Source organism: Citrobacter sp. BDA59-3 (genome assembly GCF_015167655.1).
GTDB classification, from domain to species: Bacteria; Pseudomonadota; Gammaproteobacteria; order Enterobacterales; family Enterobacteriaceae; genus Phytobacter; species Phytobacter diazotrophicus.
Genome location: NZ_CP063427.1, coordinates 3,354,478 through 3,377,692, shown reverse-complemented (window position 1 = coordinate 3,377,692; position 23,215 = coordinate 3,354,478). Strand labels below are relative to the sequence as shown.

Annotated in this window: 26 protein-coding genes; 14 read left to right on the top strand and 12 right to left on the bottom strand. The window is 50.9% G+C overall.

What is annotated here, in order from left to right:
- Positions 1-247 precede the first annotated feature (247 nt).
- The 4 genes from ghrA to IP582_RS15905 all read left to right on the top strand — a co-directional run bounded on the left by ghrA (position 248) and on the right by IP582_RS15905 (position 3,169).
- Positions 248-1,186: a glyoxylate/hydroxypyruvate reductase GhrA gene (gene ghrA, locus IP582_RS15920; protein WP_193793782.1), complete on the top strand. Its 939-nt coding sequence runs from the start codon at positions 248-250 to the stop codon at positions 1,184-1,186.
- Positions 1,187-1,271: 85 nt separating this feature from the next.
- Positions 1,272-2,009, top strand: coding sequence for a phosphatase (locus IP582_RS15915; RefSeq protein ID WP_193793781.1), 738 nt, complete (start codon positions 1,272-1,274; stop codon positions 2,007-2,009).
- A 20-nt stretch (positions 2,010-2,029) separates the two neighbouring features.
- Positions 2,030-2,584, top strand: coding sequence for a molecular chaperone (locus tag IP582_RS15910; protein ID WP_193793780.1), 555 nt, complete (start codon positions 2,030-2,032; stop codon positions 2,582-2,584).
- Between the two features lie 102 nt (positions 2,585-2,686).
- Positions 2,687-3,169, top strand: a complete 483-nt coding sequence (locus IP582_RS15905) for a DUF1097 domain-containing protein (protein WP_193793779.1) — start codon at positions 2,687-2,689, stop codon at positions 3,167-3,169.
- A gap of 35 nt (positions 3,170-3,204) precedes the next feature.
- On the opposite strand, the gene csgG is transcribed toward IP582_RS15905, so the two are convergent.
- Genes csgG through csgD form a run of 4 tightly spaced genes read right to left on the bottom strand, consistent with a single transcriptional unit; the run spans position 3,205 to position 5,552 of the window.
- Entirely contained in the window at positions 3,205-4,041 is an 837-nt protein-coding gene (csgG, locus tag IP582_RS15900) for a curli production assembly/transport protein CsgG (RefSeq protein WP_193793778.1), read from the bottom strand.
- A 26-nt stretch (positions 4,042-4,067) separates the two neighbouring features.
- Positions 4,068-4,481, bottom strand: a complete 414-nt coding sequence (csgF, locus tag IP582_RS15895; protein ID WP_193793777.1) for a curli production assembly/transport protein CsgF — start codon at positions 4,479-4,481, stop codon at positions 4,068-4,070.
- Between the two features lie 26 nt (positions 4,482-4,507).
- Positions 4,508-4,897, bottom strand: a complete 390-nt coding sequence (gene csgE / locus IP582_RS15890) for a curli production assembly/transport protein CsgE (protein ID WP_193793776.1) — start codon at positions 4,895-4,897, stop codon at positions 4,508-4,510.
- Positions 4,898-4,901: 4 nt separating this feature from the next.
- Positions 4,902-5,552, bottom strand: coding sequence for a biofilm master transcriptional regulator CsgD (csgD, locus tag IP582_RS15885; protein ID WP_041851775.1), 651 nt, complete (start codon positions 5,550-5,552; stop codon positions 4,902-4,904).
- A 765-nt stretch (positions 5,553-6,317) separates the two neighbouring features.
- On the opposite strand from csgD, the gene csgB reads away from it, so the two are divergent.
- The 6 genes from csgB to IP582_RS15855 all read left to right on the top strand — a co-directional run bounded on the left by csgB (position 6,318) and on the right by IP582_RS15855 (position 10,482).
- Entirely contained in the window at positions 6,318-6,773 is a 456-nt protein-coding gene (gene csgB, locus IP582_RS15880; RefSeq protein WP_193793775.1) for a curli minor subunit CsgB, read from the top strand.
- A 40-nt stretch (positions 6,774-6,813) separates the two neighbouring features.
- Complete coding sequence (csgA, locus tag IP582_RS15875) at positions 6,814-7,257, top strand: curli major subunit CsgA (RefSeq protein ID WP_041851773.1); 444 nt, start codon at positions 6,814-6,816, stop codon at positions 7,255-7,257.
- Between the two features lie 56 nt (positions 7,258-7,313).
- Positions 7,314-7,643 (top strand): curli assembly chaperone CsgC, encoded by a 330-nt coding sequence (gene csgC / locus IP582_RS15870; protein WP_193793774.1) that lies wholly within the window; start codon positions 7,314-7,316, stop codon positions 7,641-7,643.
- A gap of 158 nt (positions 7,644-7,801) precedes the next feature.
- A complete protein-coding gene (locus tag IP582_RS15865; protein ID WP_193793773.1) occupies positions 7,802-8,113 on the top strand; it encodes a type 1 fimbrial protein in 312 nt (103 codons plus the stop codon).
- A gap of 104 nt (positions 8,114-8,217) precedes the next feature.
- Positions 8,218-8,766: an O-acetyl-ADP-ribose deacetylase gene (gene ymdB, locus IP582_RS15860; RefSeq protein ID WP_193793772.1), complete on the top strand. Its 549-nt coding sequence runs from the start codon at positions 8,218-8,220 to the stop codon at positions 8,764-8,766.
- Positions 8,767-8,997: 231 nt separating this feature from the next.
- On the top strand, positions 8,998-10,482 hold the full coding sequence (locus tag IP582_RS15855) for a phospholipase D family protein (RefSeq protein ID WP_193793771.1): 1,485 nt from the start codon (positions 8,998-9,000) through the stop codon (positions 10,480-10,482).
- 22 nt (positions 10,483-10,504) lie between these two features.
- Here IP582_RS15855 and mdoC read toward each other — a convergent pair whose 3' ends face one another.
- Entirely contained in the window at positions 10,505-11,653 is a 1,149-nt protein-coding gene (gene mdoC / locus IP582_RS15850; RefSeq protein ID WP_193793770.1) for a glucans biosynthesis protein MdoC, read from the bottom strand.
- A gap of 255 nt (positions 11,654-11,908) precedes the next feature.
- Here mdoC and mdoG point away from each other — a divergent pair, with 255 nt between their 5' ends.
- From mdoG to IP582_RS15835, 3 genes are all read left to right on the top strand, one after another.
- Positions 11,909-13,462 (top strand): glucans biosynthesis protein MdoG, encoded by a 1,554-nt coding sequence (gene mdoG / locus IP582_RS15845; RefSeq protein WP_228007905.1) that lies wholly within the window; start codon positions 11,909-11,911, stop codon positions 13,460-13,462.
- Entirely contained in the window at positions 13,455-15,983 is a 2,529-nt protein-coding gene (gene mdoH / locus IP582_RS15840; protein WP_193793769.1) for a glucans biosynthesis glucosyltransferase MdoH, read from the top strand. The genes mdoG and mdoH overlap by 8 nt, the downstream gene beginning before the upstream one ends.
- Before the next feature lie 71 nt (positions 15,984-16,054).
- The gene (locus IP582_RS15835; RefSeq protein ID WP_041851767.1) at positions 16,055-16,282 is read left to right on the top strand and encodes a YceK/YidQ family lipoprotein; all 228 of its coding nucleotides are present in this window, start codon (positions 16,055-16,057) and stop codon (positions 16,280-16,282) included.
- On the opposite strand, the gene IP582_RS15830 is transcribed toward IP582_RS15835, so the two are convergent.
- From IP582_RS15830 to IP582_RS15820, 3 genes are all read right to left on the bottom strand, one after another.
- Positions 16,283-16,657 (bottom strand): MysB family protein, encoded by a 375-nt coding sequence (locus tag IP582_RS15830; RefSeq protein WP_041851766.1) that lies wholly within the window; start codon positions 16,655-16,657, stop codon positions 16,283-16,285. It lies immediately after the preceding gene.
- 94 nt (positions 16,658-16,751) lie between these two features.
- Complete coding sequence (gene mdtG / locus IP582_RS15825) at positions 16,752-17,984, bottom strand: multidrug efflux MFS transporter MdtG (protein WP_193793768.1); 1,233 nt, start codon at positions 17,982-17,984, stop codon at positions 16,752-16,754.
- 147 nt (positions 17,985-18,131) lie between these two features.
- Positions 18,132-19,052 carry a Kdo(2)-lipid IV(A) acyltransferase gene (locus IP582_RS15820; RefSeq protein WP_041851764.1) on the bottom strand — a complete coding sequence of 307 codons (921 nt, stop codon included), beginning with the start codon at positions 19,050-19,052 and terminating at the stop codon, positions 18,132-18,134.
- Positions 19,053-19,269: 217 nt separating this feature from the next.
- On the opposite strand from IP582_RS15820, the gene IP582_RS15815 reads away from it, so the two are divergent.
- Positions 19,270-20,319: a rhodanese-related sulfurtransferase gene (locus tag IP582_RS15815; RefSeq protein ID WP_193793767.1), complete on the top strand. Its 1,050-nt coding sequence runs from the start codon at positions 19,270-19,272 to the stop codon at positions 20,317-20,319.
- A 90-nt stretch (positions 20,320-20,409) separates the two neighbouring features.
- On the opposite strand, the gene IP582_RS15810 is transcribed toward IP582_RS15815, so the two are convergent.
- The 4 genes from IP582_RS15810 to solA form a co-directional block, all read right to left on the bottom strand.
- Complete coding sequence (locus IP582_RS15810) at positions 20,410-20,985, bottom strand: YceI family protein (protein WP_193793766.1); 576 nt, start codon at positions 20,983-20,985, stop codon at positions 20,410-20,412.
- A 1-nt stretch (position 20,986) separates the two neighbouring features.
- Positions 20,987-21,553: a cytochrome b gene (locus tag IP582_RS15805; RefSeq protein ID WP_193793765.1), complete on the bottom strand. Its 567-nt coding sequence runs from the start codon at positions 21,551-21,553 to the stop codon at positions 20,987-20,989.
- Between the two features lie 269 nt (positions 21,554-21,822).
- A complete protein-coding gene (locus IP582_RS15800; protein ID WP_064572418.1) occupies positions 21,823-21,939 on the bottom strand; it encodes a YceO family protein in 117 nt (38 codons plus the stop codon).
- 64 nt (positions 21,940-22,003) lie between these two features.
- Positions 22,004-23,122 (bottom strand): N-methyl-L-tryptophan oxidase, encoded by a 1,119-nt coding sequence (gene solA / locus IP582_RS15795; RefSeq protein ID WP_193793764.1) that lies wholly within the window; start codon positions 23,120-23,122, stop codon positions 22,004-22,006.
- Positions 23,123-23,215 lie beyond the last annotated feature (93 nt).

Sequence of the window (23,215 nt, the reverse complement as noted above, 5' to 3'; positions counted from 1 at the left end):
GACGGGCGCTAATGTAGGGAAAACCGGGACTTCCGTCAATCTTCTTTTTCAATAAATTAGTGCGTTTAGACAAACTTCAATCAAGTTGCTTCTTAAATGCTCTGAAACTGGCTTTTTTCCCGGCGAAACACTTTTATGATGACTTTCAGTGATATTTGCTAAGGTGATGTGTGAACATAAGCATCTAACAAAACGGCAAGTAAACCCAACATTTACCGGGAAACAACACCATCAATCTGGAGCAGAAATGGAGATTATCTTTTATCACCCGACCTTCGATCCCGCCGCCTGGCTGCCAGCATTGCGCAAGGCATTACCCGGCGCGAACGTACGCGAATGGCGCAAGGGTGATGATAGCCCTGCCGATTATGCGCTGGTCTGGCATCCGCCTGTTGAGATGCTGCGTGGCCGTGAGCTAAAAGGCGTATTTGTGCTGGGGGCCGGTGTCGACTCTATTCTGAGTAAGCTAAAGGCGCATCCGGAAATGCTGGCACAACACATCCCGCTATTTCGCCTGGAAGATACTGGCATGGGGTTGCAGATGCAGGAATATGCGGTGAGCCAGGTACTGCACTGGTTCCGTCGGTTTGATGATTACCAGGCATTAAAACTGCAGGCAAGGTGGCTGGAGCTGGAAGAATATCGGCGCGAAGATTTTACCATTGGCATCCTTGGCGCCGGAATACTGGGGTCGAAAGTGGCCGCCAGCCTGAACGCCTGGGGTTTTCCGCTACGCTGCTGGAGTCGGTCACGTAAAGATCTGCCGGGCGTGGTCAGTTTTGCAGGGGCGGAAGAGTTTGGAGCGTTTCTGCACGGAACACGCGTATTGATCAATTTACTGCCTAATACCCCAGAAACAGTGGGGGTCATTAACCTGAGCGTGATAAACCAACTGGCGGACAATAGCTATATTATGAACCTGGCGCGCGGTGTCCACGTTGTTGAAGACGATCTTCTGCAGGCGCTTAATAGCGGCAAAGTGAAAGGGGCAATGCTGGATGTCTTTAGCCGCGAGCCGCTGCCAGCCGAGCATCCGCTCTGGGCGCATCCCCGTGTAGCCATGACGCCGCATATTGCGGCCACCACCCGTGCAGATGAGGCCATTGCTTTTATTGCTGCTGCGATCGATAAACTTGAACGTGGCGAAAGGGTGAAAGGTCGTGTCGATCGCCTTCGCGGTTATTAATGACACTTGCGCGTCAGACCGGGTTTTTCATTAAAAATGGCGGCGATAACTGCTATCCTTGCAGAAACAACTACAGGAGAGTTTCATGTATCCCGTTGACCTGCATATGCATACCGTCGCCAGCACCCACGCCTATAGCACCCTGCAAGACTACATTACCGAAGCAAAGCAAAAAGGGATTAAGCTTTTCGCTATTACCGATCATGGCCCTGACATGGAAGATGCGCCGCACCATTGGCACTTCATCAACATGCGTATCTGGCCACGTGTTGTGGATGGCGTAGGCATTCTGCGCGGCATTGAAGCCAACATCAAAAATATTGAAGGGGAAATCGATTGTAGCGGCCCTATGCTGACTTCGCTGGATCTGATCATTGCAGGCTTTCACGAACCGGTGTTTGCCCCACAGGATAAAGACACCAATACGCAGGCGATGATTGCGACAATGGCGAATGGCTATGCACATATCATCAGTCATCCGGGTAATCCAAAATATCCGGTCGATATCCCGGCGATTGCCGCTGCTGCTGCGAAGTACAACGTGGCCCTGGAAATCAACAACTCCTCTTTTCTTCATTCGCGGAAAGGCAGCGAAGCGAATTGCCGTGCGATTGCTGCCGCCGTGCGTGATGCGGGCGGCTGGGTTGCGCTGGGTTCCGACTCGCATACAGCATTTACGCTGGGTGAATTTGCGCAGTGCCGTGAAATCCTTGATGAGGTCGACTTCCCGGAAGATCGTATTCTGAATGTCACACCGCGCCGGATGCTGAGCTTCCTTGAAGCGCGCGGAATGACGCCTATTACTGAATTTGCCGACTTTTAATTAGTTACTGGAATCATTGCATGAACGAATTTTCCATCCTTTGCCGCGTACTGGGTTCACTGTTTTATCGTCAGCCACAGGATCCCTTACTCGTGCCGCTCTATACCCTCATACGTGAAGGGAAGCTGGCGCAAAACTGGCCGCTGGAGCAGGATGAAATGCTGGAGCGTCTGCAAAAGAATTGTGACGCGCAGGGGTTGGCCGCTGATTTCAACGCGCTGTTTGTCGGCAACGAGTGCCGCGTTTCCCCGTATCGTAGCGCATGGGTGGATGGTGCTACGGAGGCCGAAGTGCGGGCATTTCTCTCGACTCGCGGTATGCCGCTGACAGACGCACCTGCGGACCATTTTGGTACCTTGCTGCTGGCCGCCTCGTGGCTTGAAGATCAGTCGGCAGAAGATGAAAGTGAAGCGCTGGAAACGTTGTTTGCAGAATATCTGCTGCCATGGTGTGGCACTTTCCTCGGCAAAGTGGAATCGCATGCTACCACCCCGTTCTGGCGTACTATGGCACCGCTGACGCGTGATGCCCTCTCTGCCATGTGGGATGAGTTGCAGGAATCCGCAGAGGAATGAGTGTGACTTAAATCACAGTCATAATGCAACAAGGGATGTGATATTGCAGTTATTGTGTCTTCTGTCACATAAATAAGGCGCGTATCTGCTAAGATGCGCGCCATGAACATACTCCTCTCTATTGCATTAACAACAGGTATTCTCTCCGGTCTCTGGGGTTGGGTTGCCGTCTCTCTCGGTCTGATCGGCTGGGCCGGATTCCTTGGCTGTACCGCCTACTTTGCCTGTCCGCAAGGTGGTCTTAAAGGCCTGTTAATCTCTGCCTGCACGTTAATGAGCGGGGTAGCCTGGGCGCTGGTGATTATTCACGGTAGCGCGCTGGCTCCGCATCTGGAGATTGTAGGGTATGTCATGACCGGGCTGGTGGCGTTTCTGATGTGTGCCCAGGCGAAAAATCTGCTGCTTTCTTTCGTTCCGGGTACCTTCATTGGCGCGTGCGCCACTTTTGCGGGGCAGGGCGACTGGCGCATGATAGTGCCTTCGCTTGTGGTCGGGTTGTTGTTTGGTTATGCCATGAAAAACAGCGGCCTGTGGCTCGCAGCCCGTAACGCTGATGAGATGACAAAAGAACAAAAAAAAGCGTGACGATTTAACCCGTCACGCTTTTTCTGCGTTTGCCGTCAGGATTCCGGAGGCATCGCTGCCATCTCGCGATATTTAACCAGCACTTCGTTTTTGTTCTCTGCCTTGTTTTGCAGATCCCAAAGCCCACGGTCAATACCGTCGTTAATCAGCAGAATTACCCCTGTCTCAATCGCTGACATCAGGCAAAGCATGACCGGTTCGTTAGCCGTGTAGCCCACTTCGCCTTCCAAAAGACGCTGGTAGTCAATAAAGCGGAATACCCCGGCCTGCACTTCATAGGACAAAATAGTCTTGCTGGTATTCACCGACGAAAGCACTTCCCCGGTACTCACGTTGACCACACGCAGGTTAACGGCAATCTGGTCGAGCTGATATTGCGTGTCCGCACCTATACCAAAATATCGCGCGCCAACGCCCCCCGATTTCACGTTACTTTCATAACCGATAATCGAGCCCTCAATCATGACATTTGCTGCGGTCAATGACTGGAGCGGGAAGCGGTTATTAATTGCAACCGTGCCATTTTCCTGCGCCGCGCGAATGATTTTGCGCTCATTCAATAAATTCTGCAGTCCCTGGCGTTCCAGTGGAACAAACCAGCGTGAATCTTTTAGCGCCGTCACCAGCATGGAAGTCGCGCTCTGCGGAACGGCGGTCGAGAAGTTACTGGCCGGATAGGGTTTAAACTGCCCGGTTTCATCCTGAATGTTATACACCGACACATATATTTTACCGGAAGGCAGCGGCAAATGTGTCAAATCACTGTAGCTTTGTGCCCGAGGTAATAACGTAGGTTTGGCGGCTTGTTTTGGCGGCGCAGTTAAGCATCCGCTTAATAAACACACGGCCAGAAGTATTAATAAGCGCTGCATGATTATTGTCCTGTAATGGCGATGCTTTAAAAATCGGTTGAACCGTTTTGTAAACCTGAGACCTGAATAGTCGACGTTTTGCCTGTTTTTCTGTCAGTTACATTTAATTGTAACTGTCCATCTTTGTTGGCAATATCAACAATAAAGTCGCTGGTTACCATTCGACCTGGTTTACCGGAATTTATATTTGTTAATAACCCACCCAGTATTTGTGATTGAATAGCCTGAGTGAAATTATCAAGCGCTGATGGACTATCAACGCCAAGATCTTTATAGCTGGGATCTTTATAAGAATTTTGTGCCTGCGCGCTATTTAATAAAAATGCGCCATTATTAGGATTACCACCGAAATTAGGATTACGGAACTGAAATGTCATTTGTCCCGCCCAACTTAATGGTGTTATCAACATTAATGAAATGACGGCATATGCGATACGCATGTTACCCTCCGGATATTTATCGTGTTTTAGAATTCATCTGTCGCTAAATCGCGGGTGCTCAGTAGCGCCTGATCAATTTGGCGACGGTCGAGTGCTTCGTGTGTCTGTGCAAGTGCAATATCAACGTTTTTTTCAAAATCACGCCGCGTTGGGAACATAAATGTCTGATAAACAACACTTTGATTAATCGTGATGGTTATCCAACTTCCCCAGCGAGCACTTGGTCTTTCATTGATAGTTAAATTCCCTGTCCAGGTACTTTCCCATTTATCACTAAAAGCACGATAAAAATCGTGTCCGATCGAAGAAACTGTATGGTCGGTTAATAAACCGGGAATCTCCACTTCGACAGCGTGCAGATTCCCGGCGGCGAGCAAGAATGTTGCTGCGGCAAGGTAATGCGATGCGCGTTTCATGGCGTTAACGCCTGAGATTATCGTTGGCCCAGGAGACTGCCTGAGTTCGGTTTTTAACCGCTATCTTTTTGAAAAGATTATAAAGATGCGTTTTTACCGTATTCTCGCTGATAAACAGAGAGCGGGCGATTTCAATGTTGGATGCGCCAATGCGCAACTTATTCAAAATCTCTTTTTCTCTGTGGGTCAGCAATGCCGACTCCGAACTGCTGTAACGATAATTTCCAGAGTGGGTAATTAAGTAGCTGGCAAGCTTTTGTGAAAAGTAACACTCGCCGCGCTGGATCCCTTGTAATCCCTCAACCATGCGGGATTCGTCTTCCGAGACGTAAAATACCCCATTGATATGTGGCCAGTTTTCGATTTCACGGAACGGATAGTCATCAGGCGTATTCATTAACAATAACTTTAGGTTATTGTTTTTTCTGGACAAAACGTCCTGCCAGTATTGAATGATTTTCTTATCCGCCTCCATCATATCGAATAACACCAGGCAATCACTGGGGATATCATCCAGAGAGCGTTGAATATTATGCAATTTTCCTGTCATCGACAGAGAATGTTTCAGATGCTGCAACAAGGCTGTTGCCTGCAGAGAGGGTTTGGTAATTAACAACAATGCATGATTGTACGAACTTTGGACTTCACTGAACATGATGAAACCCCGCGTTTAGGACATCCGCAGCTTCCCCACCCAAAAGGTGGGGAACCAGAGGTACTGACAGATGTTGTGTTGCTGTGTGTAGTAATAAATACTTAATCCCTAACAATTAAGGGAAATTAATAAATCTAAATGAGTGCTGCTAATTCCAATCTAGTCATTGCCATTCTTAAAGCAAGTGTTAAACATGTAACGTAATGTAAAAATAAATATTAAAATATTTCTTAATTGATTTTTTATTGTTTCTTTTTGATAGGTAAGTTGTACACGGAATCATACTTGCACAAATTTAAAAAATCATACAAATTATTGTATGTCATTGTATTTTAATTATATTTCTAGTAATTAAAAAGTAGCATTATTCATACCATAACAAAGATTTTGGTATGAGGGATGATGTCCAATTTGTGCATCGAAAAAAAGGAGGCATTGTGAAGGTCGAACGAAGAAATGTTATCTCCTTCGCAGAACATACTTACTGATTACTTCGTTACAACCAAATTGTTATAAGCAAACCCGCCAGTTTAAAATGGTTTAAATACGCTCTCTATATACGCCTGACTGTACCAATACGAATATTCATACTTTGGTATTAATTAGGGAGTAAAAAATACGAATCGCGGGTGAGATATTTTATTTTACGACCTGACCATACTGATTTCCGTAACGCAGCGTTAACAAATTAATTGAGTGTGTTATCGCCAGCGGAACAAATATTTAAACTGTTTTTTAATAAACGACCAGGTCCAGGGTGACAACATGAAAAACAAGTTGTTATTTATGATGTTAACAATGCTGGGTGCACCTGGGTTCGCCGCCGCTACAGGTTATGATTTGGCAAGTTCGGAATATAACCTGGCGGTGAATGAATTAAGTGCCGCTGCCTACAATAAAGCGGCCATTATTGGTCAATCCGGTGCAAATAATAACGCACAAATTAATCAAACTGGCTCGAAGTTATTGTCAGTTATTTCCCAAAACGGCGGGAGCAATTCGGCAAAAATTGACCAGTCAGGAGCATATAACCTTGCATATATCGATCAGTCGGGCAGTGCTAATGACGCGAATATTACGCAAGGCGCTTACGGCAACACCGCAATGATTATCCAAAAAGGGTCGGGTAACAGGGCGAGTATTACTCAGTACGGTACACAGAAAACAGCAGTCGTTGTCCAGAAACAGTCGCAAATGGACATACGCGTAATACAACGTTGATGTCATTGTGGCTTTAAAATCAATCCGATGGGGGTTAACCATGAAACTTTTCAAAGTGGCAGCAGTAGCAGCGATCGTCGTTTCAGCCAGTGCTTTTGCAGGCAGCGTCCCGCAGTTCTCAGGTCATGGCGGCCATAACTATGGCGGTCCGGACTCTGAACTGAGCATCTACCAGACCGGTAGCAGCAACTCCGCGCTGGCACTGCAATCCGATGCTCGCGATTCTACAACGACAATTCGCCAGAATGGCTCAAGCAACGGTGCTGATGTTGGTCAGGGTTCTGATGACAGCACCATCAGCCTGTCACAAAACGGTTTCCATAACAGCGCAACTATTGACCAGTGGAACAGCAGAGACTCTACAATTTCTGTCAGCCAGTATGGTGGCGGTAATGGTGCGTTGGTCAACCAGACTGCTTCTGGCTCTACCGTAAACGTTCATCAGGTTGGTTTCGGCAACAACGCCACTGCCAACCAGTACTAACAGACATATCGTTTGAAGAAACAGGGCTACGGCCCTGTTTCTTTTTGGGAGGCGTTATGAATACATTGTTATTACTTGCCGCGCTGTCCAGCCAGATTACCTTCGACACGACCCGCGTCGGCGATATGTACACGATTACCCCTCAGGTTTTACTCACTGAAAATTGCCTCTGTCAGGTGCAGATTCTGGCAACGCGACAGGGGGAGGGCGGCCAGAGCCGCACCCAGCAGCGTAAGACGGTTCAATTTATCGCGAATCAACCGACATCGTTGATGCGCTTAAGCATGAATATTGAAGCGCAGGATAGTGTCGACATCGTGGTTACCGTTACGGATGGCCAGTCAGTGAATGTGTCTCAGCGCTGGACATCACAGCAAACGCTGTAACCTATTCATTTAATGAATGTTTCTCTGAAAAATAATTTGTTTCATGGCTGTTAAATTTGATTAATTAATGTATAAATAAAGTTGACATCTTGTTTTAAAAGGTGTCTGCGCGGTGCCCCTCTCACCACCTGCAAAGACCACACATTATTGAGGTATATATGTCAACTTCACATATGCTGCTTCTTCCAGCAGCCCTTTTCTGTGCCGCCGTATGCAGCTCTGTTGCGATAGCGGCGACCGGTGGTGTTATCTATTTTGAAGGGGCCGTTGTCGAAACCCCGTGTGATGTCCGTGTCGACGCCCATCGTGCGACGGTAGCCTGTGACCGCCAGGGACAGGCGAAAACCCAACAATTCTCCCTGAAAAACCTTGCCCATGAGCAGAGTGGCTTCGACAACCTTGTGACGATGAAAATCAACTACCTCAACCCCGCGCATACGCTGGCTGTAATGGACATCACCTATAACTGATCTTTTTACAGGCTCAACGTGCGGAATAATGCAGACTGGGCCTGATCAATTTTCATACCTGGCTGCGCTACACTTGAGAGAAGAGAAAGCCACGAGGCAGAAACATGCAAGCGATAATGCAGGTTATTCAGGGGGATATCACCACCGTCAGCGTGGATGTTATCGTTAATGCGGCGAATTCATCACTGCTCGGCGGTGGTGGGGTGGATGGTGCCATTCATCGGGCGGCTGGTCCGGCATTGCTGGAGGCCTGTCGGCGCGTACGTCAGGAGCAAGGGGATTGTCCGCCTGGACATGCGGTGATCACCACCGCCGGAAAGTTACCCGCAAAAGCCGTAGTGCATACTGTCGGTCCGGTATGGCATGGCGGAGATGACCATGATGTTCACCTGTTGGAAGATGCCTATCGCAACAGCCTGATGCTGGCCGAAGCCAATAACTACGAATCCATTGCTTTCCCGGCGATCAGCACTGGCGTCTATGGTTATCCGAAAGCCGCCGCCGCAGAAATCGCCGTCAATACCGTCGAGGCATTTCTGGCTGACCATCCGCAAATACGTCGGGTGGTGTTTGTCTGCTTTGATGACGAAAACGCCGGGTTGTATCGGCGACTGCTTACACAGCGTGGAACGCAGACGAATGTCGGAGGATAAGATGCCGGCAGGTTGCTGATTATCGCCTTTACGAAAACCATTCTGGTCCTGACATGCGGCTTGGACAGCCGCACTTTATGGAAAACGGGATGGCCAGCGCATCGCTGCGATACTTTTCCTTTTACCTACCCATTTTCTTGTTAACGAACGCAGGCGTAGAACGCCTGCGGCGATGCGTTTCGGATAATCTACCCCACCAGACGCGGCGCGGGCAGATATACTTTGACAGCTATGACAATAAAAATATTCGATGAACCTGATTTCCCCTCGCAAGAGCCTGCGACCCCGCCGCCAGATACACGGCTGGGGCACGCTGTCACGCCATTGTGCGCGGCCCACCCAGGCCTGTGCGGGCTGGTGGCGCTTGATGACAGCCTGGATGCTTTTGTGGCGCGTTATCGCCTGGCGGAAATGGCCCAGCGAACCCTGGATGTGCAGTATTACATCTGGGAGGATGATATGTCCGGGCGGCTGCTGTTACTGGCGCTCGTGGAGGCTGCGGATCGCGGTGTTCACGTCCGGTTGCTGCTTGATGACAACAATACGCTTGGCATGGATGATGTTTTACGCCAGCTTGACGCCCATCCGCATATTGAGGTTCGCCTGTTCAATCCCTTCTCATTTCGCACGCTACGAGCACTGGGATATCTTACCGATTTCGCTCGCCTCAACCGTCGTATGCACAATAAAAGCTTTACTGCCGATGGTGTGGTGACGCTGGTCGGTGGCCGCAACGTCGGAGATGCCTATTTTGGCGCCGGGGAAGAGCCATTATTTACCGACCTTGATGTTATGGCGATAGGCCCGGTGGTACGGGATGTCAGCGAGGATTTTTCCCGCTACTGGCACTCTGAGTCCGTGTCGCCGCTGCATGCGGTACTGGATTTGCCACGCGAAGAGATCGCCGGGCGCATCCGTTTGCCGGAGGCCTGGTATCAGGATATCACCGCAGTGCGCTACCGGAACAAGCTGGAATCTACCCCTTTTGCCAGTCAGCTCGAGTCCGGGACGCTCCCCATAGTCTGGGCAAAAACCCGGCTACTGAGCGATGACCCGCGTAAAGGGCAGGGAAAAGCACGTACGCATACCTTGTTACCGGAGCGTCTGAATAATGTGATGGGTACACCGCAACGGCAGGTGGATATTATCTCGGCCTATTTTGTTCCAGGACGTCGGGGGGTTGCCCAGCTTATTCGTCTGGCGCGCAAAGGTGTAAGTATCGCTATTCTTACCAACTCTCTGGCGGCGAATGACGTCTCAGTGGTTCACGCGGGCTATGCGCGCTGGCGCAAGAAGCTGCTTCGCCACGGAATAGAACTGTATGAACTTAAGCCAACTCGTGATGAGGCACACCCGGTCCATGATCGTGGGCTGACCGGGAATTCCGGCTCCAGTTTGCATGCCAAGACATTCAGTATCGACGGTGAAAAGGTCTTTATCGGATCGTTTAATTTTGATCCGCGCTCGGCCATGCTGAACACCGAAATGGGTTTTGTGATTGACAGTGCCGATCTGGCGCAGCGGATTCACCACCGTTTTTTGCGCAGTCAGCGTGCGGCAGCCTGGCAGCTACGCCTTGATCGCTGGGGACGTATTAACTGGGTGGCGTTGCAAAACGGCAAGGAGACGGTATTGAAAAAAGAACCGCAGACGCGGTTCTGGCAACGGATGCTGGTACGGCTGGCGTCACGCCTGCCGGTTGAGTGGCTGCTCTGATTTTCAGGCAGCCACTCTTCGATTAACGCGCTGTCGCATGTGTGTTGCTGGTTTTACCTTCCGGCTTACCCGAGAAGAGGAAACGCAGCACCGGAATACGCAGGTGTGCTTCATAGAGCAGTAGCGCAGAACCAATGACAAACACCAGGCCGGTGGTAAATCCAAGCAAGTTAGAATGAATATGTGGGGTTATCCACGCACCGAACAGCAGCGTTAACGGATGATGTACCAGATAGATAAACAGCGATGCGTTAACGAAATAGCTCACGCGGGCAGACTGGAAATTCAGCATGCGATAACCCAGCGAAAAGACCACATTCACCATCCATAAACCCAGCAGCATGGTAATCACCGATTCGGTTTCATACATCCAGCCATCACCGCTGCCATAGTGTTGATTCAGCAGATAGGCGGCAAAGCCGATAATCGAAGCAACAAAACAGGCAGGGGAGGGGTTAATAAAGAGCGATTTGAGGCGCGGATTAATGAAGGTCAGGGCGCCCAGCAGGAAAAAGGGGATATAAAACAGCGATTGCATGACGGCGAAATTGAACAGCGCGTCGCGCAATATATCAGGATAAATAATGAATACGAGTCGGCGGAATGCCGCGTAAATGATGCCGAATGCCAGAAACGCCAGGGAGAGTTTGCCCAGCGTAATATTGTCGAGCAGACGGGCCGCATTGCTTTTAATTCTGCGGAACAACCACATGCTGACCGTCGTCAGAACGACCAGTACCAGCAAAAACCAGAGATGAGAAATCAATTCCCACACCAGGGTGTTAAATTTGTCGTACAGCGATAACGTATGCCAGTCCTGCGCGCGTCCGTTGACATATTGCAACATAATAAATTGCGGAAGGGTGAGCAGTGGAATGGCGGTCAGCATCGGGATACCAACGCGCTCGACGCGTACCGTCCACCAGCGTTGTAGCGGGTAGCGCAGATAAAGCATATAAGAGAAGTAGCCGGAAATGACGAAAAACACCTGCATACGGAAGGCGTGGATCGCGTCATTAAACAAAGTCAGCCACCATGAGGGGTGCGCGCTGTTCACGTGCCACATATGACTCGAATAAATCAGCGAAATGTGAAAAGGGATCCCAAGCAACATTAACCACGCGCGGATGGAATCAAGGAAATATTCACGTTGTGCGGGTATTCTGCTCATATGACTCCTTTAACTCTCAGACTTTTCGTCTTATCCATAAGACAAATAATGATTACATTCCTAATCAACCCTACACTATGACCGATAGACTGTCTCCAGGATAAGTACGCAAAACGATAAAGGGTTAGTTTCATTTGCTTATTCACTGAGCCAGCGCGCTGAACAAAGCGGGGATTCAGTTGTCGGAATGCCAAAGTTTCCATTAAAATGGATCGGATCGATTTAAGCACACAAAGGGGGAAGTGCTTAGTTATTATGAAACCTAAATTACGAATGATGAAAATGCGTTGGTTGGGTGCTGCGGTACTGTTGTCACTTTATACGTCATCAGGCTGGGCTTTTTCCATTGACGATGTCGCAAAACAGGCACAATCCTTAGCAGGCAAAGGTTACGAAGCGCCAAAGAGCAATCTGCCGTCCGTATTCCGTGAGATGAAATATGCGGATTATCAGCAGATTCAATTCAACCATGATAAGGCCTACTGGAACGCCATTAATACCCCATTTAAGCTTGAATTTTATCACCAGGGCATGTACTTCGACACGCCGGTTGCTATCAATGAAGTGACTGCCACCGCTGTTCGCAAAATTAAATACAGCCCGGATTATTTTAACTTTGGCAACGTGCAGCACGATAAAGACACAGTCAAAGATCTCGGATTTGCCGGTTTCAAAGTGCTCTACCCCATTAATAATAAAGATAAAAACGATGAAATTGTCAGTATGCTGGGTGCCAGCTACTTCCGTGTGATTGGCGCAGGCCAGGTATATGGTCTTTCCGCCCGTGGTCTGGCGATCGACACGGCTTTACCGTCCGGAGAGGAGTTCCCTCACTTTAAAGAGTTCTGGATCGAACGTCCAAAACCGACGGATAAACGCCTGACCATTTTTGCACTGCTGGATTCTCCGCGCGCGACGGGCGCCTATCGTTTTGTGATCATTCCAGGGCGCGATACTGTCGTTGACGTGCAGTCTAAAGTCTATCTGCGTGACAAAGTGGGCAAACTGGGCGTAGCGCCGCTCACCAGTATGTTCCTGTTCGGGCCGTCTCAGCCATCACCGGCAACCAACTACCGTCCGGAACTGCATGATTCCAACGGCCTGTCGATGCTGGCCGGAAACGGCGAGTGGATTTGGCGTCCGCTGAATAACCCGAAACACCTGGCGGTAAGCAGTTATGCCATGGAAAACCCGCAGGGCTTTGGTCTGCTGCAGCGTGGTCGCCAGTTCTCCCGTTTTGAAGATATCGATGACCGCTACGACCTGCGTCCGAGCGCCTGGATCACTCCGAAAGGCGACTGGGGTAAAGGAAAGGTCGAGCTGGTGGAAATTCCGACCAACGACGAGACCAACGATAATATCGTCACTTACTGGACGCCGGATCAACTGCCGGAACCGGGTAAAGAGATGAATTTCAAATACACCATCACATTTAGCCGCGATGAAGACAAACTGCACGCACCTGATAACGCATGGGTAATGCAGACCCGTCGCTCCACTGGCGATGTCAAACAATCCAACCTGATTCGTCAGCCGGATGGCACACAGGCTTTTGTGGTGGACTTCACCGGTCAGGATATGAAGCAACTGCCGAAAGACACCCCCGTCAGCGCGCAGGCCAGTATCGGTGATAATGGCGAAATCGTTGAAAACACCGTTCGCTATAATCCTGTCACGCAAGGCTGGCGTTTAATGCTGCGCGTCAAGGTTAAAGATCCGAAGAAAACCACCGATATGCGTGCCGCGCTGGTCAATGGTGACAAGACCCTGAGTGAAACCTGGAGCTATCAGCTACCTTCCAATGAATAAGACAACTGAGTATATCGACGCGCTGCCGCTTCCGGATGCGGAAAAGGCAGCGCTGCCGACAGAGAGTCTTCGTGCCGTGCACGAAGCCCTGGACGAGGAACGTCATAGCTGGACTCGTGATGATGATTCGCCGCTGGGTTCAGTGAAAGCGCGTCTTGAACACAGTTGGCCTGATTCCCTCGCGAAAGGTCAACTCGTTAAAGATGATGAAGGGCGTACACAACTGGAGGCGATGCCAAAAGCGAAGCGCTCTTCGATGTTCCCGGATCCCTGGAGAACCAACCCGATTGGGCGCTTCTGGGATCGGCTGCGCGGTCGCGATGTTCAGCCGCGCTATATGTCGCGTTTAACGAAAGAAGAGCAGGCCAGCGAGCAAAAATGGCGTACGGTGGGTTCTATTCGCCGTTACATCCTGTTGCTGCTGACTCTGTCGCAAACCGTGGTCGCTACCTGGTACATGAAGACCATCCTGCCTTACCAGGGCTGGGCGCTGATTAACCCGTCGGACATGGTGGGTCAGAATCTGTGGGTTTCCTTTATGCAGCTACTGCCGTATGTGCTGCAGTCCGGCATCCTTATTCTGTTCGCCGTCCTGTTCTGTTGGGTGTCGGCCGGTTTCTGGACCGCGCTTATGGGCTTCTTACAGTTGCTGATAGGGCGGGATAAATACAGTATCTCCGCTTCCACTGTCGGTGATGAGGCGCTCAACCCTGAGCACCGTACTGCGCTGATCATGCCTATCTGTAACGAAGACGTTGATCGCGTTTTTGCGGGCCTGCGTGCGACCTGGGAGTCGGTTAAGGCAACCGGTAACGGTGAGCATTTCGATGTTTACATCCTGAGTGATAGTTACAACCCGGACATCTGCGTTGCCGAGCAGAAAGCCTGGATGGAACTTATCGCCGAGGTGCAGGGCGAAGGGCAAATTTTCTACCGCCGTCGCCGCCGTCGCGTGAAACGTAAAAGCGGTAACATCGATGATTTCTGCCGTCGCTGGGGTAGCCAGTACAGTTACATGGTGGTACTGGACGCCGACTCCGTGATGACCGGTGATTGTCTGACCGGGCTGGTGCGTTTGATGGAAGCGAACCCGAACGCGGGTATCATTCAGTCATCGCCGAAAGCCTCCGGTATGGATACGCTCTACGCACGTTGTCAGCAGTTTGCGACACGCGTATATGGCCCACTGTTCACCGCGGGTCTGCACTTCTGGCAGTTGGGGGAATCGCACTACTGGGGTCACAACGCGATTATCCGCGTGAAGCCGTTTATCGAGCACTGTGCGCTGGCACCGCTGCCGGGTGAAGGCTCCTTTGCCGGTTCGATTCTTTCGCATGACTTCGTGGAAGCCGCGCTGATGCGTCGTGCGGGGTGGGGCGTCTGGATTGCCTATGACCTGCCTGGTTCTTACGAGGAACTGCCGCCGAACTTGCTTGATGAGCTTAAACGTGACCGCCGTTGGTGTCATGGCAACCTGATGAACTTCCGTCTGTTCCTCGTCAAGGGGATGCACCCGGTACACCGTGCGGTGTTCCTTACGGGGGTCATGTCCTACCTGTCCGCGCCGCTGTGGTTTATGTTCCTGGCCTTATCGACTGCGCTGCAGGTGGTCCATGCATTAACGGAGCCGCAGTACTTCCTGCAACCGCGTCAGCTCTTCCCGGTGTGGCCGCAGTGGCGCCCGGAACTGGCTATCGCGCTCTTTGCCTCAACAATGGTCCTGCTGTTTTTACCGAAACTGCTGAGTATCATTCTGGTGTGGTGCAAAGGGCCGAAAGAGTACGGTGGATTTGTGCGGGTGACGCTCTCCCTGCTGCTGGAAGTGCTGTTCTCTGTACTGCTGGCGCCGGTGCGTATGTTGTTCCACACGGTGTTCGTGGTCAGTGCATTCCTCGGCTGGGAAGTGGTCTGGAACTCACCGCAGCGTGACGATGATTCGACTCCGTGGGGCGAAGCTTTCATGCGCCACGGTTCTCAGCTGTTGCTGGGGCTGGTATGGGCAGTGGGTATGGCATGGCTGGATCTGCGTTTCCTGTTCTGGCTGGCGCCGATCGTTTTCTCGCTGATCCTCTCTCCGTTCGTGTCGGTCATTTCCAGTCGTTCAACGACGGGCCTGCGCACTAAGCGCTGGAAACTGTTCTTGATCCCGGAGGAGTACTCTCCGCCGCAGGTGCTGGTCGATACCGACAAGTATCTGGAACTGAACCGCGGCCGTTCACTGGAAGATGGCTTTATGCACGCGGTGTTCAACCCGTCGTTTAACGCGCTGGCAACGGCAATGGCAACGGCACGTCACCGTAGCGGGCATATTCTGGAGATCGCCCGTGAGCGTCACGTTGAGCAGGCGCTGAACGAGACCCCGGATAAGCTTACCCGTGACCGTCGTCTGGTGCTGCTGAGTGATCCGGTTACTATGGCGCGCATGCATTACCGCGTATGGGCATCGCCTGAGCGATATCTCTCCTGGGTTAACTTTTATCAGGATGTGAAGCTTAATCCGCTTGCCCTGAAAACAAAGTAAGCCGACATTAAGGAAAATACCGGCCCCAGGGCCGGTATTTTTTTACGTAAATAATGTTTGTGAGGTAGTCAGTGAGAATAGTCATTGTGGCGCTTATGGCATGTCTGCTGAGCGGATGTGGTAGCATCATCAGCCGGACGATCCCCGGTCAGGGGCATGGCAATCAGTACTACCCTGGTGTCAAATGGGATGTCCGCGACTCCGCATGGCGCTATGTCACCGTACTCGATCTGCCATTCTCGCTGGTGTTCGATACGCTCTTACTGCCCATTGACGCACATCATGGCCCATACGAATAATTAACGCTCGTCCCACTCATCCGCAGCAGCCTGGCCTTCTTCTGTATCAAGTGGAGGCTCAAGCTGGAATTCCCCTTCATCCCATTCGTGCAGCGTGTTCTCTTCCAGCCACTCCTGACGTAGCTCTATCTCATCAAAATCGCCGTCAAACACACTCTGTGCGGCTTCGCCCGATAACATTGGCAGACACTCGCCTTCCTCTTCGTCTGTGGCGAAGAATTCTGCCTGCCACATAATGTCTCCATCCTGGAGAACGTATTTCTGGACGTTGAATTGCTGCACATTCGCATCTTCTTCCTCAACGCCTGGATTATTGGCGAGGAACTCTTCGCGAGCAGCGTCAATTGCTTCTTCGAGCGTAGCGTACATAGTCATAAGTTTCTCCCTGTGGTTTGACGAGGTATTCAGGGAAAGAATAGTTGAATATGAGGTTTTGCAAGTACCCGAACAAAAAAATCAGTCATCGGTGTTAATCATCGATGACCCGGTCAGCGACCCTCTGGCGCGCAGGACGTTGTAAACTGATCCAGGAGTAAAAGGCGTTAAACAGGACAATGCCCGCCGTGACGCAAAATACCGCACGAAAACTGTAGTTTGCCGAGACCGCCGCGCCGAGCAACGGGCCGGTTACGTTACCGATATCGCGGAATGACTGGTTGTAGCTGAATACGCGGCCTGCAATTTGTTGGGTTGTGTTATAGACCAGCAGCGTTTGTACCGCAGGCAGTAGCGCGCCATCGGCAGCACCGAGTAAAAAACGCAGTAGCCCAAGCTGCCACGGCGTTTGTACGAAGGCCATCGGTACCAGCAGCAGGACGGAAATCAGCAGTGCGGCAACCAAAATTTTTTCCGGACCGATACGATCGCCCAGGCGGCCAAGTCGCGGCGCACTCATTAGTGCCGCCACGCCGGGAACCGAGGCTATCATGCCGCTGATAAACGCGATATTACCGACATTACCCGCCAGTTCACGGACATAGAGTGTCAGAATAGGCGCGATAGACCCGGTTGCGACCTGGATTATCATCGTTGTGACAAACAGGCTAAGCACCAGGCGCGGACTTTTCAGTGAAGCTAAAACCTCTTTGGCGTGAAGCATCTCTTTTTTCGCCACCGGAGTGAAATTTTCCCGAATGCAAAAGAGCGTCAACAAGAAGCAGATAAACAGAACCGAGGCGGTGATAAAAAAGACCATCCGCAGCCCATATACATCGGCCAGCAGACCGCCTGCCAGCGGTCCAAGCAGTGCTCCGGCTACACCGCCCGTCGATAATGTTCCCATCGCCCAACCACTGCGGTTTCGTGGCATCTGTGTCGCGATCAGCGCGTTGGCATTAGGTATAAAGCCGCCGAGTAAGCCGAGCAGCGCACGCAACACAAGGAATTGCCAGATATTTTGCGCAAAGCCCATCAGGGCCATGACAATCGCCATCCCGAGTGCAGAACGCAGGAGCATAATTTTACGCCCTTTACGGTCAGCGAGGCCGCCCCAGAAGGGGGAAGCCATGGCGGAAAAAAGAAAGGTAATACTAAAGACCAGACCGGACCACATGTTGAGCGCGCTATGCCCGGTAACGCCAAGTAGCTCAACGTAGAGAGGCAAAAAAGGCATGACCAGACTAAATGCCGCGCCAGTTAAAAAACAGCCGACCCAGGCCACGGTCAGATTACGTTTCCAGTTTATGGGAGCAGGAGATGACATTACCGTTCACGTTACGCGTTTCACACGCGAAGAATTAGCGATTGAAAATAATAAGCCTGCTAATTATGCGCCTGGGTGATGACACCTGCAACGGAAAGCATGTGTAGAAATGCAACAAACATAGCCCGGCGTACCGGGCTACGGGGATTAATAGCGCGAAGGGACACCGTCCGGGCGGGTTTTGAAGCGACGGTGCAGCCACATATATTGTTCCGGGGCCATCAGAATACAGCGTTCAACAACCTTATTCATCCAGGCGGCGGTCTCTTCTGCGGTCTCCAGCGGTGGGGTGGTTTCACCTTCCAGCATGATCAACTCATAACCTTTACCGTCCGGTTTACGACGCGGTACGAAAGGTACCAGGCAAGCTTTAGACATTTTCGCCAGCATCCAGGTACCGGTCGTGGTCGCGGTCTGCTCGACCGCGAAGAAGGGCACAAAGACGCTGGAACGCGGGCCGTAGTCGTGGTCTGGCGCGTACCAGACGACATCGCCGCTTTTCAGCGCACGTACCATTCCTTTCAGGTCTTTTCGATCTATCATCGTCTTGTTTGAGCGTAACCGTCCCCACGTTTGCAGCCAGTCCAGCAGCGGGTTGTCATTAGGACGGTACACGCCAATGCCCGGAATATGCATGCCAAAGACGCGAGCACCCAGTTCGAGCGTTAAAAAATGTACGCCAATCAGCAAAATCCCCTTACCTTCGGCGAAGTGCATTTTGGTATTGTCCATGCCCGTAACATCAACCCAGCGATTGATCCGGCTGTCCGGCCAGAACCACGCCATCCCGGTTTCCATCAACCCCATCCCAACCGACTCAAAGTTCTTTTTGACCATTTCCTGACGCTCTTGCTCAGGCATCTGCGGGAAACAAAGCTCCAGGTTGCGATGTGCGATACGGACGCGGCGTTTCATCAGGCGCATTGCCAGCCGCCCCATACCGCAACCCAGGCGATAGAGGACCGGATAAGGTAGTTGTACCACCAGCCACAACAGCCCAATCCCGCACCAGGTTAGCCAGTAACGCGGATGGAGCAGTGACGGGGAAAATTTTGGTAAATGCGTCATATCGTTCCTTACTCAGCAAAAATCTCCTGCATTGTCGCATTTTTATCGAATCAACCAAAATCTCTACCAGTTGAATGCGTAATTGCCAGGCTATTGTTATTGAAAGATGATTTTAATGAGGGAAATGTAGCGCAAATTGTGTGGATGTAAATTGCCACTAATTGCTTTATGATGCCGCCCGATTTTATTGACTACCGCATTGCAGGATACGTACACCATGCCAGTGTTACACAACCGCATCTCGAATGATGAACTGAAAGCGCGCATGCTCGCCGAAACCGAGCCGCGCAAGACCGTCTCATTCTATAAATATTTCTCCATCGTCAACCCGCAGGCCACCCGCGACGCACTCTATACCGCTTTAACAAAGCTGAATGTGTTCGGTCGCGTATATTTAGCTCATGAAGGGATCAACGCGCAAATCAGCGTGCCGGAAAGCCAGTTCGAAGCGCTGAAAGCCTATCTGTACAGTTTCGATCCTGCTCTGAATGGCCTGCGTATGAATACCGCCATTGACGATGATGGTAAATCATTCTGGGTACTGCGCATGAAAGTGCGCGATCGCATTGTCGCGGACGGGATTGAGGATGCCTCGTTTAATGCCAGTGACGTCGGTGAATACCTGAAAGCCGCCGAAGTGAACGCGATGCTGGACGATCCGGAAGCGGTCTTTATCGACATGCGCAACCACTATGAATACGAAGTGGGCCATTTTGATGGTGCGCTGGAAATTCCTGCCGATACCTTCCGCGAGCAGTTGCCAAAAGCGGTCGAAATGATGCAGGAACATAAAGACAAAAAGATTGTCATGTACTGCACCGGCGGGATCCGCTGCGAAAAAGCCAGCGCCTGGATGAAGCACAACGGTTTTAGCAAGGTCTGGCACATCGAAGGCGGGATCATTGAATATGCCCGTCGCGCCCGTGAGCAGGGGCTGCCGGTACGCTTTATAGGTAAGAACTTTGTGTTCGATGAGCGTATGGGGGAGCGTATCTCTGACGATGTGATTGCCCATTGCCATCAGTGCGGTGTGCCTTGTGACAGCCATACTAACTGTGTGAATGACGGCTGCCATTTGCTGTTTATTCAGTGCCCGTCGTGTGCTGAAAAGTTCAAAGGATGCTGTAGCGAAGCCTGCCTTGAAGAGAGCCAGTTGCCGGAAGAGGAACAGCGTAAGCGGCGAGCCGGGCGGGAAAACGGCAACAAGATTTTCAACAAATCACGCGGCCGTCTGAACACAAAGCTCGGTATCCCGGACCCTGAGTAAAAGATTTTCGCCTGCGTAAGCAACAGGCTCGCAGGCGAATCATCAGGAGCGGATAATTATGTATGATCCGCCCCTGCTGCGTGCGTGGTTTTACTTCTGCTGTACGCCTTCCACTGAGATGATCAAATCGACTTCCTGCGATGCAGGACCAAGGTCGGTAGTGATATTAAAGTCTTTAAGTTTAATTTTCCCTTCTGCTTCAAAACCGGCGCGTTTGCCACCCCACGGATCATCACCCTTGCCCATCAGTTTGGCTTCCAGTTTCACGGGTTTGGTTACGCCGTTTAAGGTCAGATTGCCGATGATATCCAGCTCATCACCGTCTTTTTTTACCTCAGTAGAGGTGAAGGTTGCCTGCGGGTGTTTCGTCACATTAAGGAATTCGCCACTGCGAAGGTGTTTGTCGCGTTCCGCATGGTTGGTATCGACACTGTTGGTATTGATGGTGACGTTGACTTTATCGGCAGCAGGATTTGCCTCATCAAAAGTAAAAGAGCCGTCAAAATCTTTAAATGTGCCGTACAACCAGCTGTAACCGAGGTGCTGGATGCGGAAGTTGATGAAGGCATGTTGGCCTTCTTTGTCGATTTTATATTCCGCTGCCATCGCGGAACCCGCAGAGAACAGTAACGAAGCGAGGGTGAAACCCAACAGGCTTTTCTTCATATCATACTCCAGAGTCAGATGACGACTTACCCAGCATGCGCTTTAGGGTGTCGTCTTTATCGATGAAATGGTGTTTAAAGGCGGCAAGGCCGTGTAAGACCGATAGGATAACGACCGTCCATGCCAGCCACAGGTGAATATCTCCGGCCAGGTCTGCCTGCGAGCCCGCATCAGCAAGGGTGGCAGGCACCTCAAACAGGCCAAAAACGCTGATGGGCTTGCCGTCAGCCGTGGAGATGAGGTAACCGCTGAACAGGATGCCGAACAGCAGCAAATAAAGTGCGATATGTGCAACAACCGCGCTGACGCGGGTCAGTCGCGAGTAGCTTGCGAGTGGCGCGGGCGGTGGAGAGAGACGACGCCAGATAAGGCGAACCACCAGGACCAGCATCAGGACAAAGCCAATGCTTTTATGCAATTCGGGCGCCTGGTGGTACCAGCCATCATAGTAGCTAAGCGTGACCATCCATAAACCCAGTACAAACATGCCATAGACTGTAATTGCGACCAGCCAGTGCAGGGCAACAGAAATTGCGCCATAGCGAAATGGAGAATTACGGAGTTGCATAATGTGAACCGCAAGAGTGTAAAAGTTAATTTAAAATGGCGTCAGAAAAATAATATTGCAACTTAAAAATAACAATTAATAATCTTATTTTTTTGTATATCAAAAATTTTGAATTACTTTTCAAAAATATGTTCAGTTCATTAGAGGGTATGGAAGTTATAGAAGCTTTGCAGGGCTAAGGGTAGAGGCGGTAAGGAGATTTTTTATTTCAAAAAATCTGTCTTAATTTTAAGTTTTTTTAAACAAATGTCAGTAAATGTCAATGTTCGTCATTCAGCCCAGACAACATAAATTAAGTCCACAAGAGCGATGAGTGACCATAAAGCGATATATACCATTAAATGCTCGCGGACGTTATTAACAAGAAAGAAGAACAAGCGGCGCATAATCTCTCCAGATATTCGGCCAAAAGAAAAGGCGACCCAAAAGGAAAAGGGTCGCGGGAAGGAATTATCCTGCAAAGCGCGCTAAAGAGAAGGGGGTTAAATCAAATTTACTGCTTTCACCCTGGGCGAACTGGGCCGCAATCTCCCCAAGCACTGGCGCAAATTTGAAACCATGTCCACTGAGCCCGGTGACCAGTAGCGCATGGGGGCAATCGGGAAGGGTATCGATGATGAAGTCTTCATCAGGCGAATTATCATAAGTGCAAGAGGCCCCGTACAGGCAACCACCGATGCCCGGTAAGATCTGGCGCAGGAAGGGAAAACATTCTGAACCATCTGAGGCTACTGCGCCAAACGGTACGCGTTCACTGGCCTCGTTGATACGTTGTCCGCCGTTATGCTTACCGATTTTTAACGCATTATCCTCAGCGGGGAAACCATAGTATTGAGATCCATCCGCCATTTCGCCGGTAAAGGCCGGGAAGCGATTCTTGGTGCTGTAACGACCATCAGCCTGGAACCAGGCAAAGACTTTTCGTACCGGCTGGACAGGTAAGCCGGGAATAAGGTTCGCAACCCATGTACCGCTACTGATGAGGATCTTTTTCGCGCTGAATGTTCCCTCAGATGTATCAATACTCACGCCATCATCGGTAGTATGCAGGGCTGTCACCGGGCAGTTAAACAGTTGGGCGCACCCGGCTTCTTGTGCCAGGCGAATCCAGGCCTTAATTGCCAGTTCGCTGCGAAGTATGCCGGAGTCCGCTTCGAACAAGCCGATGTAGTCATCCGGGACGGTGATTTCTGGCCAGCGTGCCATCAGTGACGGCGCATCAAGCTTTTCCACGGCCAGATTCCAGCGCAGCGCACTTTGCGCGACATTTGCCAGAAAAGAGGAATGTGCCGGGCCAAGATTAAGTACCCCGGTGCGCTCAAAGACGGCTTCGCCGCTGTCAGCAACCAGTTGATCCCACAACGCCTGGGCGCGCAATACCAGCGGAACGTACTTTTCCCCCTCCCCATATGCATGGCGGATTAAACGAGTATCGCCATGGTGGCTCCCTTCCTGATGTGGTGGCAGGTGCGCATCGGTCATCAGTACGTTGAGACCGGCGCGGGACGCATAATAGCCCGCCGCCGCACCGACAGAGCCGCTGCCAATGATGATCAAATCGTATTTCATGTCGTTCTCCATCAAGTCGTAATCGGGAGGGTAAATAACCGGGAGGCGTTATACAAGACGGGAAATAAATAAGGCACCACGTGGGTGCCTGTT

Coding starts and splice junctions, on each gene's coding strand:
- mdtG (WP_193793768.1), bottom strand. CDS start 17,984: ATGTCATCTCCTGCTCCCATAAACTGGAAACGTAATCTGACCGTGGCC.
- IP582_RS15865 (WP_193793773.1), top strand. CDS start 7,802: ATGTCAACTTCACATATGCTGCTTCTTCCAGCAGCCCTTTTCTGTGCC.
- csgC (WP_193793774.1), top strand. CDS start 7,314: ATGAATACATTGTTATTACTTGCCGCGCTGTCCAGCCAGATTACCTTC.
- csgE (WP_193793776.1), bottom strand. CDS start 4,897: ATGAAACGCGCATCGCATTACCTTGCCGCAGCAACATTCTTGCTCGCC.
- mdoG (WP_228007905.1), top strand. CDS start 11,909: ATGAAACCTAAATTACGAATGATGAAAATGCGTTGGTTGGGTGCTGCG.
- mdoH (WP_193793769.1), top strand. CDS start 13,455: ATGAATAAGACAACTGAGTATATCGACGCGCTGCCGCTTCCGGATGCG.
- IP582_RS15810 (WP_193793766.1), bottom strand. CDS start 20,985: ATGAAGAAAAGCCTGTTGGGTTTCACCCTCGCTTCGTTACTGTTCTCT.
- IP582_RS15910 (WP_193793780.1), top strand. CDS start 2,030: ATGAACGAATTTTCCATCCTTTGCCGCGTACTGGGTTCACTGTTTTAT.
- IP582_RS15830 (WP_041851766.1), bottom strand. CDS start 16,657: ATGACTATGTACGCTACGCTCGAAGAAGCAATTGACGCTGCTCGCGAA.
- IP582_RS15905 (WP_193793779.1), top strand. CDS start 2,687: ATGAACATACTCCTCTCTATTGCATTAACAACAGGTATTCTCTCCGGT.
- IP582_RS15815 (WP_193793767.1), top strand. CDS start 19,270: ATGCCAGTGTTACACAACCGCATCTCGAATGATGAACTGAAAGCGCGC.
- ghrA (WP_193793782.1), top strand. CDS start 248: ATGGAGATTATCTTTTATCACCCGACCTTCGATCCCGCCGCCTGGCTG.
- mdoC (WP_193793770.1), bottom strand. CDS start 11,653: ATGAGCAGAATACCCGCACAACGTGAATATTTCCTTGATTCCATCCGC.
- solA (WP_193793764.1), bottom strand. CDS start 23,122: ATGAAATACGATTTGATCATCATTGGCAGCGGCTCTGTCGGTGCGGCG.
- IP582_RS15820 (WP_041851764.1), bottom strand. CDS start 19,052: ATGACGCATTTACCAAAATTTTCCCCGTCACTGCTCCATCCGCGTTAC.
- IP582_RS15805 (WP_193793765.1), bottom strand. CDS start 21,553: ATGCAACTCCGTAATTCTCCATTTCGCTATGGCGCAATTTCTGTTGCC.
- IP582_RS15800 (WP_064572418.1), bottom strand. CDS start 21,939: ATGCGCCGCTTGTTCTTCTTTCTTGTTAATAACGTCCGCGAGCATTTA.
- IP582_RS15855 (WP_193793771.1), top strand. CDS start 8,998: ATGACAATAAAAATATTCGATGAACCTGATTTCCCCTCGCAAGAGCCT.
- csgB (WP_193793775.1), top strand. CDS start 6,318: ATGAAAAACAAGTTGTTATTTATGATGTTAACAATGCTGGGTGCACCT.
- csgA (WP_041851773.1), top strand. CDS start 6,814: ATGAAACTTTTCAAAGTGGCAGCAGTAGCAGCGATCGTCGTTTCAGCC.
- csgF (WP_193793777.1), bottom strand. CDS start 4,481: ATGCGTATCGCATATGCCGTCATTTCATTAATGTTGATAACACCATTA.
- ymdB (WP_193793772.1), top strand. CDS start 8,218: ATGCAAGCGATAATGCAGGTTATTCAGGGGGATATCACCACCGTCAGC.
- IP582_RS15915 (WP_193793781.1), top strand. CDS start 1,272: ATGTATCCCGTTGACCTGCATATGCATACCGTCGCCAGCACCCACGCC.
- csgD (WP_041851775.1), bottom strand. CDS start 5,552: ATGTTCAGTGAAGTCCAAAGTTCGTACAATCATGCATTGTTGTTAATT.
- csgG (WP_193793778.1), bottom strand. CDS start 4,041: ATGCAGCGCTTATTAATACTTCTGGCCGTGTGTTTATTAAGCGGATGC.